We start from the raw sequence: 16,586 nt of genomic DNA, 5'->3' as shown, positions 1-16,586 counted from the left end.
ACTTGATTACTTTAGCTCCCTTTTTATCGCTAAAAAATAATACAAATCACTTCTACAATCTGCTGCGCCTTCGATTCTAGAACCTATTTTAGTATTACTAAAATTATCGGCAGAAGAACTAATCTAAATGGTAGTTGATTTGTTATTGGTAGCACTTTTTTTAATTTAATTTATTTAAAACTAACTCCTTATTAGTCTTTTTAATCATATAGATTCCACTTATAAATATAAACACAAAAAACAGCGTAGTTAGAATAAGTGAACTCCAATTGATTCCGTTTGAAATTTTTTCCTTTATAATGTGCATATCTTCTTGTTTCAAATCTCCGGCTCCAAAAGAAAAATTTACAAACCCGTGAAATAGAGAAGGAATTGTTATGTTTTTGGTTCTTAACATTAATCCTCCAAAAAACACACCAATTGATACTGCAAAAAATACTTGATGCGTAATTCCCCAAAAATTATCTGGTTGCTTGAAAATATTTATATAGTGAGTAATACCAAAAATTAACGATGAAGCTATGACACTAAAATATAAGACTGCCTTTTGATTTTTAAAATAGCTTATAAAAAGAGGTAGGATTGTTCCTCTAAACAATAGTTCTTCTGTAAGTCCAACAATAAAAACAGAAGCAGAAAATAAAAGAAGAGCAGTTTTATCTGCATTTAAATAAGTATTCCAGCTACTCATTAACCCCATTAAAATAAATAAAGAAGGAATTATCCATGAGTGTAAGTTTTGAATCTTTTCACCTTTTTCAATGCCATTATATTTTTTAAATTTTAATTTCCATATTATCCAAAAGCCTATTGTTATAATAAATAGTCGTGTAATAATTCCAGCTATTAGTTTTGCATTTAGTTCGGTTATATTATAATTCCCAAAAAACTCTCTTAATGGTATAGCTAACCACAATAGGGCTATGAATCCAATAAAAATAAATATGATATATTTTAATTCCTTTTTCATTTTTTTAATTTAGTTTCATCTTTGTTGTACAAAAATGCCTCAATAGTGAGGCATCTTAATTTGTTTTTTTCTGAAACTATGGTGTTTTTTTCTGAAACTGGATATTGTTACTTGCTTTTTAATTTTTTGAAAAAAACACCCTCTTTAAAAATGCAAAAAGCCCATGAAATATATGATGAGCTCTCAAGTACTTAACTAAAACTAACCTAATTTATGGTGGCGGATGAGCCACACGCACTATTAGCTGTATAAAATTTGTAGCCTTTTGCGCCCTTACTATCACTCAGATAATAATACATATCTGAAGTACAAGTTTGCGTAGATTCACCACCTGATGGTACTTCGCTAGTAATAAATGCAGTTGCTGTAGACCCTACCCATACCGTTCTGCCAGATTTATTATAGACTGTAAAATTAACATTACCATCTAACCATTTATGATAGGCCAACATACGTTGATATTCTGGGCTATTGAAGATGTCATCGTTATATTGCTTCATTGCCTTTTTCATCATTGCTCGCTTATCATCAATATATTTTTTGGTTTTGGTATTTTCAGATTTCTTTATCCAACTTACATAATAAGTCTGCTGTTTTTTAGTAGCTTCGTCTAAATATGGTTGTAAAACTTCTGCCTTTACTTTTTCAATTGAAACACCTCCACCAATGGATTTCGCGTTTTTAATATTATTTTTCAGTGATTTAAAAAAACCTTTTTTCTTTTTCTTGGTTCTCGTTTTATCTTCAGGTTTTTCTTCTTCTACTTTTGGTATTTTAAGAACCCATCTTACCTCATAACTGTCTTTATTCTTCCAATTTTGAAGCATAAACAAGTAATCACCAACAAATGCAATTCTATCATCACCCACATTTCTCCCCTCTCTAACTACATATCCTACTGCCTTTTGCAATTTTTTGTTTCCTTCATAAGTACTTGCGTAATAAGTAATAGGAAAGGCAATATTATCAGGAAAGTATTGCTGTGTTGCGTTACGATCAGATTCTCTTGCGTGATTTGGATATTTTTTTAATAGTATCTCAAAATGTTCATTGGGCTGATTTTTACTGCAATTTATCTCTGAAATATTTACAACACCACTATGACTGTTGTATAAATCTGCAACGATTCTATAATCCCCTTTTGAAACTTTACTTCTAATAATTTCACTTTGATTTTTTACATCCTGTGCCTGAAGGCAGATTGATAGTAAAAAAAGTACAATTGTAATTGGTTTTAATTTTTTCATTCTTATATGTTTTAGGAAACAAAAATGCCTCAATGAAGAGGCATCTTTTTTAAATTATTTCTGAAAACACATTTATTTTTTCTAAAACTTCTACGTATTAAAAACCTCTCTTAAAACTAACATAAATTCGTCTCTTTTATCCTTAGAAATAGGAATCGTTTTATTGTTAGTCATGACCAAATGATGACCATCTTTTTTAGATAATTCTCGTATATGTTTTAAATTAATTAAGTAAGAACGATGTGGCTTATAGAAAATTGGTAGGCTTTGCAATTGTGCTACAAAGTGTTTTAAGGGTTTGCAAATGAGTTGCGTATCACCATTAGCTAAATACGTTTTCGTATACATACCGTCTGCTTCAAATAACACAATATCATCATGAGAAATAAAAATAACACCTTTCGGAATTTCTAAGGCAATTTTATTTAAAGCTAATTGATTAAATGCTTTTTTTAGATCTTGTAATTGCGTATTAATATTTTGCTCATTAAGTACCATCATAGCTTTGTTGGTCGCTATTTGAAGTTCTTTTCTATCAATAGGCTTTAGTAAATAATCGATGGCAGATAGTTTAAAAGCATCTACCGCATATTGATTGTAAGCGGTTGTAAAAATGATCTGAAAATCAACCACATAACCCTCTAATAATTCTAAAATCTGAAGTCCAGAGTATTTAGGCATTTCAATATCTAAATATACAATATCAGGCTTATCAGATTTAATAATTTTTATACCTGATTCTAAATCTGTTGCTTGCAATATTGTCTCAATCTCTGTACACTGCTCAATTAGTAATTGTTCTAGTAAACGTCTTGCTTTATTTTCGTCATCAATAATTAGTGCTTTCATTTCATTTTATCTTAAATAGGTATGATTATTAAAACTTTTGTACCGGTTTTAGTTTCAGGATTTAAAGGCTCAATATGTACCCTTATTTTATGTTTTCTATTGGTATTTAAAAGCTTTACTCGTTTTTCGTTAGCACTTGTGGCAAAAGATCTATGTATAGGTTGTCTATGTTTATTGAGTTGTTTTGATGCCGATACACCAATACCATTATCTGCAATCTCGCAAAATAAAATGTCTTGCCTCTCATTTAAATTAAAAATCAGATTGAGTTTCCGATTGTCTTTTTTATGTAAAAGTCCGTGTTTTAAAGCATTTTCTACATAAGGCTGTATAAATAAAGAGGGGACTTTAATCTTGTTTTCGTCAATGTTTTTAGATACTGTAATTGTATAATCTAAAATATCTTCAAACCTGTTTTTCTCTAATTCCAAATAAATATGAAGTGCATTTAGTTCTTGTTTTAAGGTAACTTCATTTTCTCTACTTTGTTCTAAATATATGCGAATTAAACGAGAGAATTTTATCAGAAACGAACTCGCTAATTCTTTTTCATTTAAAACAATATATTCTTGTATAGAATTTAAAGCATTAAAAATAAAATGAGGATTCATTTGAGAACGTAAATTTTCTAATTGAGAGAGCACTAGTTGCTTATTCACAATTTCTTTTTGTAAAATCTCGTTCTGTTTTATTTTTAGTGTTCTAATTTTTGATGTAAAAATTGCATAGATCACAACGCCTAACAGACAAACAAGCAATAGGTAAAACCACCAGCGTTTCCAAATGGGACTTGAAATTGAAAATTCTATGGATTTTAAAGTATCCGCTTCATCAATAATTTTAACCTGAAATGTGTAATTACCACTTGGCAAACTGTTATAATTAACATTGTTAATTTGCTCTTTGGCAAGATGCCAGCTTGGCTCTAAACCCAAGAGCCTGTATTCGTACCGTGTATTGATAGCACTTTGAAAACCATTAACATTAAAAGTGAAACGAATTTTATTTTTATTATAATCTAGGTTGTAAGACGGCTGTATTGGTTGTTTTATGTCATTAACGGTAACATCTTCAAAATAGATATCTTTTCTTTTTGACGCACTAAACACTTTGTTTTTATTGAGACCAAATAAACCAGAATTCGAGCTAAAAAGTACTTTGTTTTCTAGAATTTCAATAGCTGTAATTCGGTAAGATGGGATACCATTTTGACGCGTTAAGTTCTGAAAAACTCTAGTGTTAAAGTCTAAAAATTGAATTCCTTTTTCAGTAGTAATCCATAATCCTTTTTCATCGGCTTGCAAGACACCAGTTTTGTTAGACAATAGGCCATTTGTTTCATTATAGTTAGCGACCACTGCATTATTATGAATTTCATAAATCCCATTTTTAAAAGTAGATACCCAAAGTGTGTTTCCTGCAGATTCAGTTATAGAAGTTGCAGCAATAGGGTTACCATGGTACTTTATTTCAGATTTTTGGAGCTGTTCATCAAACACAAAGAAACCTTCTACTGTACCTATATAGATATGATTTGTCTTTTCAGAAAAATAGTTTGTATACGAGCGTTTATTGACAAGTGTTGTCATAATCTTGAAATCATCATCTAATAAAACAGCATTTTTATAAGACGATAAAACATAACCCAAACCATGTACTTTAGATAAACTTTTGGCGCCACGAACAATCAGTTGATCTATTTTCTTTAATTTCTTTCTATTTTTATGGTAGCTAAAAGCAGCATCTTCTTTAACGATTATAAATTCATTGTTATTTTGACTTTCTATGATTTCTGAAACTCTAAAAGCAGACCTTGCATCTAAAATTTTAGAAGTACCCGTATTTAAATGTAAGGTGGCAATATTCCCTTTATTCGTTCCCAATAAAATAGTTGAGTTTCCTAAATTTTTAAGCTTGTTAATGTTTAAAATGTTTTCTGGTAAGTCGTATTTAAAAACATGGATGCTTGGCATTACAAAAATGCCATCGCCTTTGGTTGTAATCCAGTAATTTTTATAACTATCAATGATGATTTTTGTAATAAAATAGTCCTGTAAAAAATGTTGCTTACCTACTAATGTATTGTCTTGTAAACTAAAGATCTGTATGCCTAGGTCTGTCGCTATCCAGATATCATCATCTTTAAAAATAACCTGATTTATACTTCGTTTTTTAAGCTCATCAGGAACGGTTATTTTTTTTAATTCCTTATTTTTTAGATCAAACTGATAAAATACATTTTCGAAGTATCTAATAAAATGACAAAATGATACTTTACCGTTGGAAACAATATTTGGAAATCTAGCAATGCTCTCTATTTTATGCGTATCATAAATATCGATGTAGAGACTGTCTGTTTTTGTAAATTCATGATCTGTTTGTATAATTTTATTTTCTTCCGTGTAGAGATAGTTTTGATCTAATTTTAAAGCCAAACCTAAACGCGAATTGTTTTTATTAAAAGGTAGTGTAATTTTCTTATCCTTTAAGTTTACGGCAACTATTTTTTTTCCTGTAAACACCAGTAATTCTTTAGCTGTTACCTTAAATTGAGATAACTCGCCATTTAGAATTTTGCTTAAATCTATAAATAATTGTAATTTATTTTCTTCAACATAAAAAAATTGTCCGTAAATATTATTACACCAAACACGACCTTGGTGATCTTCTAATGTTCCAAAAACAGCATTTCCTCTTTGTTCAGAATGAGAAAAATAGGTATACTCTCTGCCATTATAACGATACAAACCTTTATCTGCTGCTAGCCAAATAAACTTTTCTGAATCTTCAATAATGTTATAAAATTCTATATCTGGCAGACCTCCTTTTTCGGTTAAATGAATTGTAGCAGGTTGTTGTGCTTTTATAACAAACGAGCAAAAAAGAAAACACAACAAAGAAATTTTGGCGAACAAGATCTAGTAAATTTTAAATCAAAAATACAGTTTAGATCTGAAATTGATTTTTTTTCTTTCTAGAAAACGGTAATAATTTTCTGAAACAAAGTATTTCATTCGTTTTTTTGTTAGTTTTTCATTGTTGTCCGATAAAAGATAAAAAGACCGCTCTCGCTGTTAGAATCAAGAACAAAGACTTGAATGTAACTAACTGAAAAACAAAATTATTACGATTTTAAATTTTTCCATACATCATAAATTCTAAAGCGGTTTTAATAGCAAGGTGTATTACTTTAAAAACTCTTGAAAATCAAGACTATCAATACTTTAAAACACTTTAGCTAATTTTAATCGGACAACACTATTAGTTTTTATATAATTCCGATATTTTTTTATTTCGCTTTGGTCTTTAATACCATTTTATATTTATAATGCCGTGTAACTCAATTGAATTATTTTTTGATTTCTTAAAATTAAAAACGAATACATATAGCCCTCTTTATGGTCATTTTTTTAACATAAAAAAGAAGCGAAAAAGAAGCAATTTATTAAGGCATTATAGCTCTAAAACGGTATTCGGTTGATGCTAAAAATAACAAAGAGTCCTAAAGCTCATTAATTTGCTGCGATAGGTTTTTTAAAGACTTTTTTTTACTTAAATAATAATGAGTAATAGGCTTAAGTTTATGATCCAATTCATAAATAAGAGGTATTCCTCTCGGAATATTGGTTTTTATAATTTCACTTTCAGAAATACTGTCAAGGTATTTTATCAGAGCACGAAGATTGTTTCCGTGCCCTACAATGAGAACAGTTTTTCCCATTTTTAGCTCGGGTGCAATATATAAATGCCAATAAGGAAGCAATCTTTCCATGGTATCCTTCAAGCTTTCAGAAGACGGGAGTTGTTTAGAAAGCAAATTTTTATACCGGAAATCGTGGCATGGATGCCGCGCATCGTTTATTGCCAAAGCAGGTGGCCTAATATCGTAACTACGCCGCCAATTAAACACTTGTTGTTCTCCATACTGCATTGTTATTTTTCCTTTATTCAACCCTTGTAATTCGCCATAATTTCTTTCATTTAAACGCCAATCTTTATGAACCCGAATCCACATAAGTTGCATTTCATCTAACACAATCCATAGAGAACGAATGGCTCTTTTTAATAAAGATGTAAACGCAACATCAAAAACCAAATCATGGTCTTCTAAAATTCTTGCAGCATATAGCGCTTCTTGCTTGCCTCGATCAGATAAATCTATATCTGTCCAACCCGTAAAAATATGTTGTTTATTCCATTCACTTTCCCCGTGACGTAATAAAACTAGTTTGCTTAAATAGGATGTATTTTTCATTTTTATTTAGATTTTTTTATGAAGTTATTTATCTTATGTTTCACTAATACAATAATGATTTTAACGCTATACAAATTGAAATACAGTTTTTTGAATCTTATATGTAACAGTTAAAATTTGATACCAAATCAATGAAACTTTATTTTTCTTTCTTTAACGCTTTAAAACCAGAAATCACATCAAACAATTCTTCATCAATAGAACTCTGTCGCAAGCGGTGGTACTTTTTATCAAATTCGTCAAGTAAATTAGCTATATTTTTTTCAGCTCTTTGCATGGCGTCTAATCGGCTGGCATTTTCACTAGCCAAAGACTCAACACAAGCTTTAAAGAGCGATGTAAAAAGATAGCCATTAATTAAAGCATGTAATGTATGTTTTGTATCTCCTGCTATTTGAGGAACTAATTTTGTAGGCCAATGAAGTTCTTCTAAGGTGTTTTTCCAGGTTTCATCTAAAGGTAAAAATCGTTGCATAACCGGTGTAAATCCTGATATGGCTTTTGGGCGATTGTGAAAAATATAAAAAGTAGAAATATTTTTCTGCTCCTGACTTTCTCTGCTTTCGTTTAAAATTTGAGAAACGAATGGAGTTACAGATTTAAGATCACTAGGTACTGCATATAATTTTGAAGTTGTAAATCCTACATCTGATAACAGTAATTGAACACGCTCGCCGATTACCCAAAACTCTTTTTTACCAGAGATTTCTTGCAGTGAAGCAATCACAAAATTTGCCATTTTATCATTAAACTGCGCTACAAGTCCTTGGTCTGAACCAAAAACAATAGCACAAATATTTTCTTCTGATTCTATTTTCGATTTTTTAAAATCTTTAATTTCTTCTATTTTTTCTGCTTTAAAATATCCGATAATTCCCAAGGCAATGGTGTGATAATAGTCTTCAAGCGAACTTACAGCGGTTTCAAACTGCCTAATATTAGATCCTGCCATGGCTTTCATAGCGCTTACAACAGATTTTAAATCTTTTGCCCCTTCTTTTTTATTTCGTAATTTTTCTAACGTATCCATTACTTTTCAATATGATGGTGATTAAGCTTTGAGTTGTCTTGAAACGGGGCAAGTATCTCTTTTGCTATATTTAAAATGATGTTAATGTCTTTATCCTGCAACTTTTCGTCTGAAGTTATCCGCTGTTGAATTTCATTGGGAATCTGATTACTATTTTTAAGCAAGTTATTTTCACATTCCTTAATCTTTTCTAACGGAATTGTATCTAAAAGTCCGTTTTTTAAAGAAAGCAATACCAAAATTTGTTCTAAAGAATTTAATTGTTGTAATTCCTCTTGTTTTAAACATTCGCGAATACGTATACCATGCTCAATACTTTTTGCTGTATTTTCGTCAAGTCTTGTTCCAAAACGAGCAAAATTTTCTAATTCTTCAAACTGAGCATACTCTAACTTTAATTTAGCAATAGACCGATAGGCAGCTAACTGCGCTTTACCACCCACACGAGAAACTGATTTACCCACATCTACTGCAGGTAAAACCCCCAACTTAAACAATTTTGGAGACAGATAAATTTGCCCGTCGGTAATAGAAATTAGATTTGTAGGAATGTAGGCCGAAATATTTTGCGCTTCGGTTTCAATAATGGGCAAAGCAGTAATAGAACCTCCTTTTAATTCGTCATTTAAATGTGTTGCTCTTTCTAATAATCTAGAATGAATATAGAAAATATCCCCTGGAAATGCCTCACGAGCTGGCGGTCTTCTCAATAATAATGAAAGCTCTCGATACGCACGCGCATGGTGGGTAAGATCATCATAAACAATTAACACATCTCTACCTTGTTCCATAAAATACTCTGCAATACTGGTTGCCGCATAGGGCGCACAATAAGCGATTCCTGGAGAATCATTACCTTTCGCTACCATGACAATTGTATACTCCATAGCTCCTTTTTCTTTTAGGTTGGCAATTACTTTTGCTACTGCTGATGCTCGCTGTCCTATGGCACAATAAATACAAATTACATTTTTATCATGTTGATTTAAAATTGCATCAATCGCAATCGCAGTTTTACCTGTTTGTCGATCTCCAAGAATCAATTCGCGCTGACCTCTACCAACGGGAATCAATGCATCAATTACTTTAATACCTGTTAATAACGGAACAGCTACAGCGCTTCGCTCCATAATAGCGTGTGCTGGTCGCTCAATAGGTAGCCGTTTTTCAAATTGAATACTACCTTTATTATCTAGAGGCTGTCCTAACGGATCCATCACGCGCCCTATCAATCCATTTCCAACAAGGATATCCATGACTCTGCCGGTGCGTTCCACTTCATCTCCTGCTTTTAGCAAAGAATTATCACCTAAAAGAATAACGCCCACTTCTTCTTCATCTAAGTTATAAGCAATTCCAAAAAGTCCGTTCTGAAATTGCAACAATTCTTCAAAACCCACATTAGGTAGCCCCGAAACTGTGGCAATACCTGTTGAAACGCTTATGACAAGACCAATTTCACGAGGCTGCATCAAAAAGTTAAAGTTCTTTATTGCATTCGCTATTTGACTAAAAGAATCAGCTCCGATTTGATTTTCATGTACTGACATGCGCTCGTTTTTCTGAATTTATTATTCCCTGTTCTTTTATTTCTGCAGAAATACTTTTCTGTAATGTGTTAAGATATTCTGACAAACTCCACCCCATTTTATAACCGTTGGTTGATAGTTCTATGCCGCTTATCACCTCAGGAGTCGTTTTAAATTCGAATACCGTTTCTGCACTTAATAATTTATTGACAGCCTCTGTAATCTCTTGTTTTTGTGCTGCAGTAAGGGTAAAGGCACTTTTTACAAAAATGGTCTTTGAATTCGATTTAAAAGCAGCTATAAATTGTTGTCTTTCTTGGTCTTTTAAAGCTTTTAAATGTTTGATAAATTGAGCTATTGCTTGATTTTCTAAACTTACTGAAGCGATCTCTTTTAGCGCTCTTCTGGCAATTGCAAAGAGCTGCTCTTGCGTATTTTGAGCACGTTCTTTTTTTTCTTGCTCTTGTTGCTCTTCAAAAGCTTTTTTCATAGCAATACCAGCTGCTTTGGCATCTTTTTTTGCAAGTGCCACCAATTGCTGTTTCTCTGCATTCGCTTCGGCGATTGCTTTGTCAAGTAAGGCTGCTTTCTTACTGTCAAAATCTTCGTTTTTCTGTTGAAAATCAACCTGTTTTTCTTGGGCAAGCTTTCTTTGGGCATCGGCGTCCTTTAATTGATCGGTAATTTTTTTCTCTCGTTCATTCACCGCATTAAGTACGGGCTTGTACAAAAATTTTTTAAGCAACCAAACCAAGATAAGAAAATTAAACACCTGTGCTATGACCGTAAACCAGTTGATGTCCATGTTATTATTGAGCTAGAATGTGATTCCAAAACGGATTCCCAAAAATTAATATCATTGATAATACAAAACAGTATATCGCCGTAGACTCTATCATAGCAAGTCCAACAAAAAGTGTTCTCGTAATAGTGGGCGCGGCATCGGGCTGTTGCGCTATTGAATTTAAAGCTGACGATACTGCCTTACCCTCTCCGATGGCCGGCATCATGCATCCAATGGCCGTTGTAAAACCTGCGGTGATGATGGATGCCATTGCAATTATAGTTGTACTATCCATTTTCTTATAATTTATGATGTTATTATTTCTTTAGTTTTATTTTTTTCTTTCCCGACTCTAACTGCAGCAGCAATATAAACCGTAGCAAGAATTGCAAAAATGTAAGCCTGTACGGTACCCGTCAGTAAACCCAATAAATTCATAATGACAGGGAAAATAAATGGAGAGATGCTCAACAAAATTGCGACAATCATACCACCACTCATCACATTACCAAACAAACGCACTGCTAATGCCAAGGTTCTTGAGATTTCGCTTATTATATTAAACGGAAGCATCATCCATGTGGGTTGTAAAAAAGATTTGAGATAGCCTAAAAACCCACGTTTACTAATGCCGTAAAACGGAACCGCTAAAAAAACACATAATGCTAATGCTGTCGTTGTAGAAAGTGACGAGGTTGGTGGTATATAGCCCGGAAAAATGATACAAATATTAGCAACTCCAATAAACAGAAATAAAGAACCGATAAAGCCTATGTATTCTTCGGGTTTTTCTAAACCTACTTCTTTTATTTGCTTATTAATCCCTGTTACAATCATTTCTAAAAAACATTGCCAAAGAGAAATTTGAATATCTGGTTTTAGTTTTCGGGTAATCAATTTAGCAGAAACAATTAACAATAGCATAATACCCCACGTAGTTACAAGGGTTAGGTTTATGGTGATAAAGCCATATTGCCAAAAAATAGTTTGATCAGGGCTGAGTTCCATGAATTTTTTCTCTCGTTAAATTAAACTGTTTTATATTTATTGTTTTAGTGATGTAAAACACAACAAATCTTGCTACAATAAAGCCTAGAAGACATCCTAAAAAATACTGCCAATTATGACCACCTATCAAATAAAATCCAATTACGGTAATGCCAATTCGTATAAAAAAACTACTTAAAAACAACATTGTGGGTCTTTTTGCTGTGATAGATTTTTTTACCGTAAACCAAAGTCCGCCATAGAATGTTATTCCCAATATTACTCCTGCTAAAAAAATTAAAATCATTATTACTGCATTATTCATCACTATCATCTTTATTTTTATGTATTTCTTTATTCTCTTTAAGTACCCAATACCAAGCAATTACACCTCCTATAATAATACCCACCAATAACAAGGTCAATGCCCATGAAAAAGACTGCGGATACAATTTATCTAACCAAAGACCTAAAGACGCACCTGCCAATGATGGCACTGCCACAGACCAACCTACCATTCCCATTAATCCTAAGCCAAACCAGACCGAATTTTTATTGCGCAAAGCTTTTAACTTACGCTGTTCTTTTTTAGAGACCTCACTACTAAAAAAATCTTCTTTTTTATCTGATTGATTCGATTTCATTTCTTAATGATTTCGAAACTTATCAAAGCTGTACACAAACCCTCTTTCTAATTTAGCGATAACGGTTTTGGCCTCTCGCTCTATTTCATCTCGATTACTAAAATCAGTTTTTATAAGTTCATTTAGTTTTCCTAAATCTTCGCCACCAAAAGCATTCTGAACTGATACTAAAACTTGTGCACCTGCTTTCAGCATCACGCCTTCATCTACCGCTACATAATTTGCTTTTTCATTTTTAATTTTATAGGTTAAAATACCCGGAACTAATGCTGCAACGCAATCTAGCCGCTGTGGTAAAAGACCATAAGAACCTGCACTGGTTTCAAACACAATGCTACTCACATCTTCAAGATTTGCAAATACTTTATATGGCAACAATATTTTTAGGTTCATTTTCTTTAAATTTCTATGGATTTACGGCGGGCTCTTGGGTAGTTGCCTCCTCTTTATTTGTATCTATTTTATGCATTTTTTCTTCGCTTTTTAGGTTTTTATTTTCAGGTTTTTTGGCCTCATCAATAGAACCGATCATATAAAAAGCACTTTCGGGATAGTCCTTAAATTCATCTGCTAAAATTCGCTCACATCCATCTAAAGCATCCTCTAAACTTACTTGCTTGCCTTTAATTCCGCTAAATTGTTCTGTTGCAAAAAAAGGTTGTGTAAGAAAGCGTTCTAGTTTTCTTGCACGATTTACCACGTTGCGGTCTTTTACAGATAGCTGTTCCATACCAAGCATAGCAATGATATCTTTTAATTCTTCGTATTGGGCAAGAGTTTCTCGAATCTTTTGCGACAATTTGTAATGCTTTTTGCCGATAATTTCTGGAGAGGTCATTTTTGAATTAGACTGTAATAAATCTATCGACGGATATAAACCTTCGCTCGCTTTTTTTCTTGATAGCGCAATTGAAGCAGAAAGGTGCGAAAATGTGTGTACGGCAGCAGGATCTGTTAAATCATCCGCAGGAACATAAACTGCTTGTATAGAGGTAATTGCTCTTGTATCTGTATACGCAATGCGTTCTTGTAATTCTGCCAACTCTGTTGCCATGGTTGGTTGGTAACCGAGTCGAGAGGGCATTTGCCCCATTAAGCCAGAAACTTCCATGCCTGCTTGTATAAACCGAAAGATATTGTCTATTAATAACAACACATCTCGATGTTCTTCATCTCTAAAATACTCTGCCATTGTAAGCGCTGCATGCCCAACTCTAAAACGTGCTCCAGGAGGTTCATTCATTTGCCCAAACAAAAGCACCATATCTTTTAAAAGGTCTTCATTTTTCATGGTATTATACAATTCGTTTCCTTCTCGGCAACGCTCTCCAATTCCGCAAAACATACTTATACCATCGTCATGCCCAACCATATTGTGAATAATTTCGGTAAGTAATACTGTTTTACCAACTCCTGCACCCCCAAACAACCCGGCTTTACCACCACGTTCTAAAGGAATTAAAACATCGATTGCTTTAATACCAGTAAGAAAAATTTCGGATTTGGTTGCTCGTTTTGATAATGGTGGCGGTGATTGATGTATGGATTTTAGAGTTACCTCTTTTGGTGCTTCTTTCTGATCAATCGGATTTCCGAATACATCAAACATGCGACCTAATATTGTTTTACCAACAGGCACCAAAAGTTCTTTACCCGTTGATGTAACCGCCATGCCGCGAGCAAGACCTTGGGTAGGCGTTAACGCAATGCCGCGCACATGAGTAGTATTAAGCTGATTAAATACTTCTATTTTTATTTGGTTTTCTTTACCTGCTAGCAAAAGTGTATCTATTTCAGGTAAATTTTCCTGAAACCAAATATCTACAACGCTACCACGAACGCTGGCTACTTTACCAATATTTAGATTGTTTTTCAAGGTTATAGTAATTGACTGATGAATATTATTTTTATTAGATGTTACGTTTTCTATTTCATTAAAATTAAATAACTGTCCTGAACACTATAAATCCAATGTTGAACATTTGGTGCTATATGCACATACTGACCCGGTTTTAAGGTTTCTTGAACTGCGTTTTCGTTTTGAAATAGAACTTCTCCAATGACACACATTAATAAAGCAGGTGTTTTACTTTGATGTTTTGATAGTTCTGCATCTTTTGCTAAATGTATACTTTGGTTGATGCCTTCATCACCTTTAAATAAAATCTCTGCCGATACTTCTTTTCGTGATGGATGTAACTTTTGAATATACTTTAACGCACTTGTTGTATAATCAACTTTCTGAAGTATAGAATCTCTTAAGTTCTCGTATTCTGTTACTTTTTTGTCAAATACTTGTTCTACGAGGTGCACTCGTCCGGTTTTTTCATCATATTCTCTCCTTTCCACAACGGGTTTAGAATATAGATGCAAACAAACGGAACGATATTCATAAGCATTAATATATCTGTAAATAGTTTTTGATTTTTGCATGTACGAATAACTCTGAGAATTTAGTACAATTGAACTTACTTTTTCAATTTTATTATTTCCTTTTGATACCCGATACCGCTCTTCTATAAACTGCCCAGTTATTGGGTGTATCCATACTTCTTCAGAATCAATATCGTGTATGGAACCTTCCTGACCTTTTTCCCAGCAAGATAAAATTAACTGATACTCATTGGTTTCAAAAAGAAGAACTCTTGCTGGCCGATCTTCTCTAAACTTAAAATGGCGCTCCCATCTATTCAACGGAATTTCTATGTTTTTCATGATATTTAAATAACAGCTTGCCGCATGTTTTTTAGTACATGTATTGATTGCCAGAATGAGTGTTTCTATTGTTTTTATTTCCATTTTAATCTATATTTAATTGTGTTATTCTTAATAAAAAAATAGTGCACCAAACCGCAAGAAATTAGAAAGTAATTGCTTCTATAAAAAACTAAATAGCAAGAAATTTTAAAATAAAGATACCTGCTTTGAAGCCTCTCTTCTTCATAAATAAGTTTTCAATTTAATCGTTGATCTAGTTATTTTCAATCAATTCTTTCTTTTCTAAAAACTCTTCCTTATTGATTTCTCCTGAAGCAAATCGCTTCTTTAAAATATCTAATGGTGTCCCTTTTTTTGTTCTTTGCCCCGGAATGTCATAAGGTGTTGCAAAAATCCAAAACAAAACAATGATCCAAAGAAACCACCATATTAAATGCATTCCCCAAAAATTGTAATATTCATTATTCATCATATCTTTATTTTTAATCTTCTATTTTTTTCTTTGTTCTTATTCCAAAAAAAGTATAAAACGGACAGAAACCAAATAGGCTTGTTATCAAAAAAAAACCTGTGATTCCTAATAATACCATAGCAAAAACACCCGATATTATATCATTATAGATTAATACTGGCGGAATAGTAGCGAGTATTACTCTGGTAATTCGATCTGGTATCCCCATATTTTTTGTCATAACTTAGGATTTTTACATTCATTTTTAATCTCTCCACTTTCCTTTTCATTTTAAATCCACTCCAATCAGTTTAAAATTTTCATCATTTAAAACATTATTTTAGCTTTTGATAATCAATTTTTTAGCTATTCTTTGGTTTATTTTACTTTTTTAAAATAGTGCTTAACACTTCTTGTTTGTCTAATTTTTTAGTACAAAAAAACCAGTCTTTACAATCTAGCTCATCACTAGAAGTCATCCTTTGTTCTGCAACACCACAAGATCCTGCAGGCGAAATAATGACATCATCTCCTGGTTGCCAATCTGCTGGAGTAGCTATGTTAAATGCGTCTGCTGTTTGCATGGCGATTAATGCTCTATAAATTTCATCAAAATTTCTTCCGAGACTTATAGGATAATAAATTAGCGCTCTAACTATACCATTTGGATCTATAAAAAATACAGCTCGGACCGCCTGAGTTTTACTTTCGTTAGGCTGTACCATTCCATATTTTTTAGCTATTGTCATCGAAATATCTTCTATTAAAGGAAACTTGACTTCCATGTTTTTTATTCCATTAAATTCTATTTTGTCTTTAATGGTGCGCAACCAAGCAATATGGCTATATAAACCATCAATAGACAAACCAAGTAATAAACAATTAGCCTCGTTAAATTTACTTTCAAGATTTGCAAACGTTATAAATTCTGAAGTACAAACAGGTGTAAAATCTGCCGGATGACTAAACAGAATTACCCATTTACCTGCATAATCTTCAGGGAAATTAATATCTCCTTGGGTTGTTGTTGCTTTAAAATTAGGAGCCTTATCTCCTATTCTTGGCATTGCCGAAATTTGCTCTTTTTCTTGAATCGTTTCCATTGTTCTACTATTAGTTTTA

Annotated in this window: 18 protein-coding genes; all 18 read right to left on the bottom strand. The window is 32.6% G+C overall.

All coding sequences use genetic code 11. The annotated features are described in order from the left end of the window. Positions 1–160 precede the first annotated feature (160 nt). The 18 genes from K8354_RS18200 to K8354_RS18115 all read right to left on the bottom strand — a co-directional run bounded on the left by K8354_RS18200 (position 161) and on the right by K8354_RS18115 (position 16,567). The gene (locus tag K8354_RS18200) at positions 161–970 is read right to left on the bottom strand and encodes a CPBP family intramembrane glutamic endopeptidase (protein ID WP_223444171.1); all 810 of its coding nucleotides are present in this window, start codon (positions 968–970) and stop codon (positions 161–163) included. Positions 971–1,176: 206 nt separating this feature from the next. Beyond that, positions 1,177–2,217 carry a hypothetical protein gene (locus K8354_RS18195; protein WP_223444169.1) on the bottom strand — a complete coding sequence of 347 codons (1,041 nt, stop codon included), beginning with the start codon at positions 2,215–2,217 and terminating at the stop codon, positions 1,177–1,179. A gap of 90 nt (positions 2,218–2,307) precedes the next feature. Continuing rightward, positions 2,308–3,066 (bottom strand): LytR/AlgR family response regulator transcription factor, encoded by a 759-nt coding sequence (locus K8354_RS18190; RefSeq protein ID WP_223444167.1) that lies wholly within the window; start codon positions 3,064–3,066, stop codon positions 2,308–2,310. A gap of 11 nt (positions 3,067–3,077) precedes the next feature. Continuing rightward, the gene (locus K8354_RS18185; protein WP_223444165.1) at positions 3,078–5,960 is read right to left on the bottom strand and encodes a sensor histidine kinase; all 2,883 of its coding nucleotides are present in this window, start codon (positions 5,958–5,960) and stop codon (positions 3,078–3,080) included. A gap of 608 nt (positions 5,961–6,568) precedes the next feature. Then, complete coding sequence (gene gpmA, locus K8354_RS18180; RefSeq protein WP_223444163.1) at positions 6,569–7,321, bottom strand: 2,3-diphosphoglycerate-dependent phosphoglycerate mutase; 753 nt, start codon at positions 7,319–7,321, stop codon at positions 6,569–6,571. Positions 7,322–7,460: 139 nt separating this feature from the next. Further along, a complete protein-coding gene (locus K8354_RS18175) occupies positions 7,461–8,351 on the bottom strand; it encodes a F0F1 ATP synthase subunit gamma (RefSeq protein ID WP_223444161.1) in 891 nt (296 codons plus the stop codon). Further along, positions 8,351–9,901, bottom strand: coding sequence for an alternate F1F0 ATPase, F1 subunit alpha (locus K8354_RS18170; RefSeq protein ID WP_223444159.1), 1,551 nt, complete (start codon positions 9,899–9,901; stop codon positions 8,351–8,353). Before K8354_RS18170 ends, K8354_RS18175 begins: the two co-directional genes overlap by 1 nt. Further along, on the bottom strand, positions 9,888–10,685 hold the full coding sequence (locus K8354_RS18165; protein ID WP_223444157.1) for a F0F1 ATP synthase subunit delta: 798 nt from the start codon (positions 10,683–10,685) through the stop codon (positions 9,888–9,890). Before K8354_RS18165 ends, K8354_RS18170 begins: the two co-directional genes overlap by 14 nt. Positions 10,686–10,689: 4 nt before the next feature. Next, a complete protein-coding gene (locus tag K8354_RS18160) occupies positions 10,690–10,899 on the bottom strand; it encodes a F0F1 ATP synthase subunit C (RefSeq protein WP_254713061.1) in 210 nt (69 codons plus the stop codon). 71 nt (positions 10,900–10,970) lie between these two features. Then, positions 10,971–11,672, bottom strand: a complete 702-nt coding sequence (locus K8354_RS18155) for a F0F1 ATP synthase subunit A (RefSeq protein ID WP_223444155.1) — start codon at positions 11,670–11,672, stop codon at positions 10,971–10,973. Next, positions 11,656–11,958: an ATP synthase subunit I gene (locus K8354_RS18150; protein WP_223444153.1), complete on the bottom strand. Its 303-nt coding sequence runs from the start codon at positions 11,956–11,958 to the stop codon at positions 11,656–11,658. The genes K8354_RS18155 and K8354_RS18150 overlap by 17 nt, the downstream gene beginning before the upstream one ends. Before the next feature lie 10 nt (positions 11,959–11,968). Beyond that, positions 11,969–12,295: an AtpZ/AtpI family protein gene (locus K8354_RS18145; protein ID WP_223444151.1), complete on the bottom strand. Its 327-nt coding sequence runs from the start codon at positions 12,293–12,295 to the stop codon at positions 11,969–11,971. A gap of 3 nt (positions 12,296–12,298) precedes the next feature. Next, the gene (locus K8354_RS18140) at positions 12,299–12,688 is read right to left on the bottom strand and encodes a F0F1 ATP synthase subunit epsilon (protein ID WP_223444149.1); all 390 of its coding nucleotides are present in this window, start codon (positions 12,686–12,688) and stop codon (positions 12,299–12,301) included. 13 nt (positions 12,689–12,701) lie between these two features. Then, entirely contained in the window at positions 12,702–14,171 is a 1,470-nt protein-coding gene (gene atpD / locus K8354_RS18135; protein WP_302850519.1) for a F0F1 ATP synthase subunit beta, read from the bottom strand. Positions 14,172–14,221: 50 nt separating this feature from the next. Continuing rightward, the gene (locus K8354_RS18130) at positions 14,222–15,094 is read right to left on the bottom strand and encodes a cupin domain-containing protein (RefSeq protein ID WP_223444147.1); all 873 of its coding nucleotides are present in this window, start codon (positions 15,092–15,094) and stop codon (positions 14,222–14,224) included. 172 nt (positions 15,095–15,266) lie between these two features. Then, positions 15,267–15,485, bottom strand: coding sequence for an SHOCT domain-containing protein (locus K8354_RS18125; RefSeq protein WP_367890409.1), 219 nt, complete (start codon positions 15,483–15,485; stop codon positions 15,267–15,269). A gap of 10 nt (positions 15,486–15,495) precedes the next feature. Next, positions 15,496–15,705, bottom strand: coding sequence for a YgaP family membrane protein (locus K8354_RS18120; protein ID WP_223444145.1), 210 nt, complete (start codon positions 15,703–15,705; stop codon positions 15,496–15,498). A gap of 142 nt (positions 15,706–15,847) precedes the next feature. Beyond that, the gene (locus K8354_RS18115) at positions 15,848–16,567 is read right to left on the bottom strand and encodes a peroxiredoxin (RefSeq protein WP_223444143.1); all 720 of its coding nucleotides are present in this window, start codon (positions 16,565–16,567) and stop codon (positions 15,848–15,850) included. Positions 16,568–16,586 lie beyond the last annotated feature (19 nt).

The sequence above is a fragment of the Polaribacter litorisediminis genome (genome assembly GCF_019968605.1).
Taxonomy (GTDB): Bacteria; Bacteroidota; Bacteroidia; order Flavobacteriales; family Flavobacteriaceae; genus Polaribacter; species Polaribacter litorisediminis.
The sequence above is the reverse complement of the archived record's forward strand: the minus strand, read 5'-3'. Positions and strand labels throughout refer to the sequence as shown.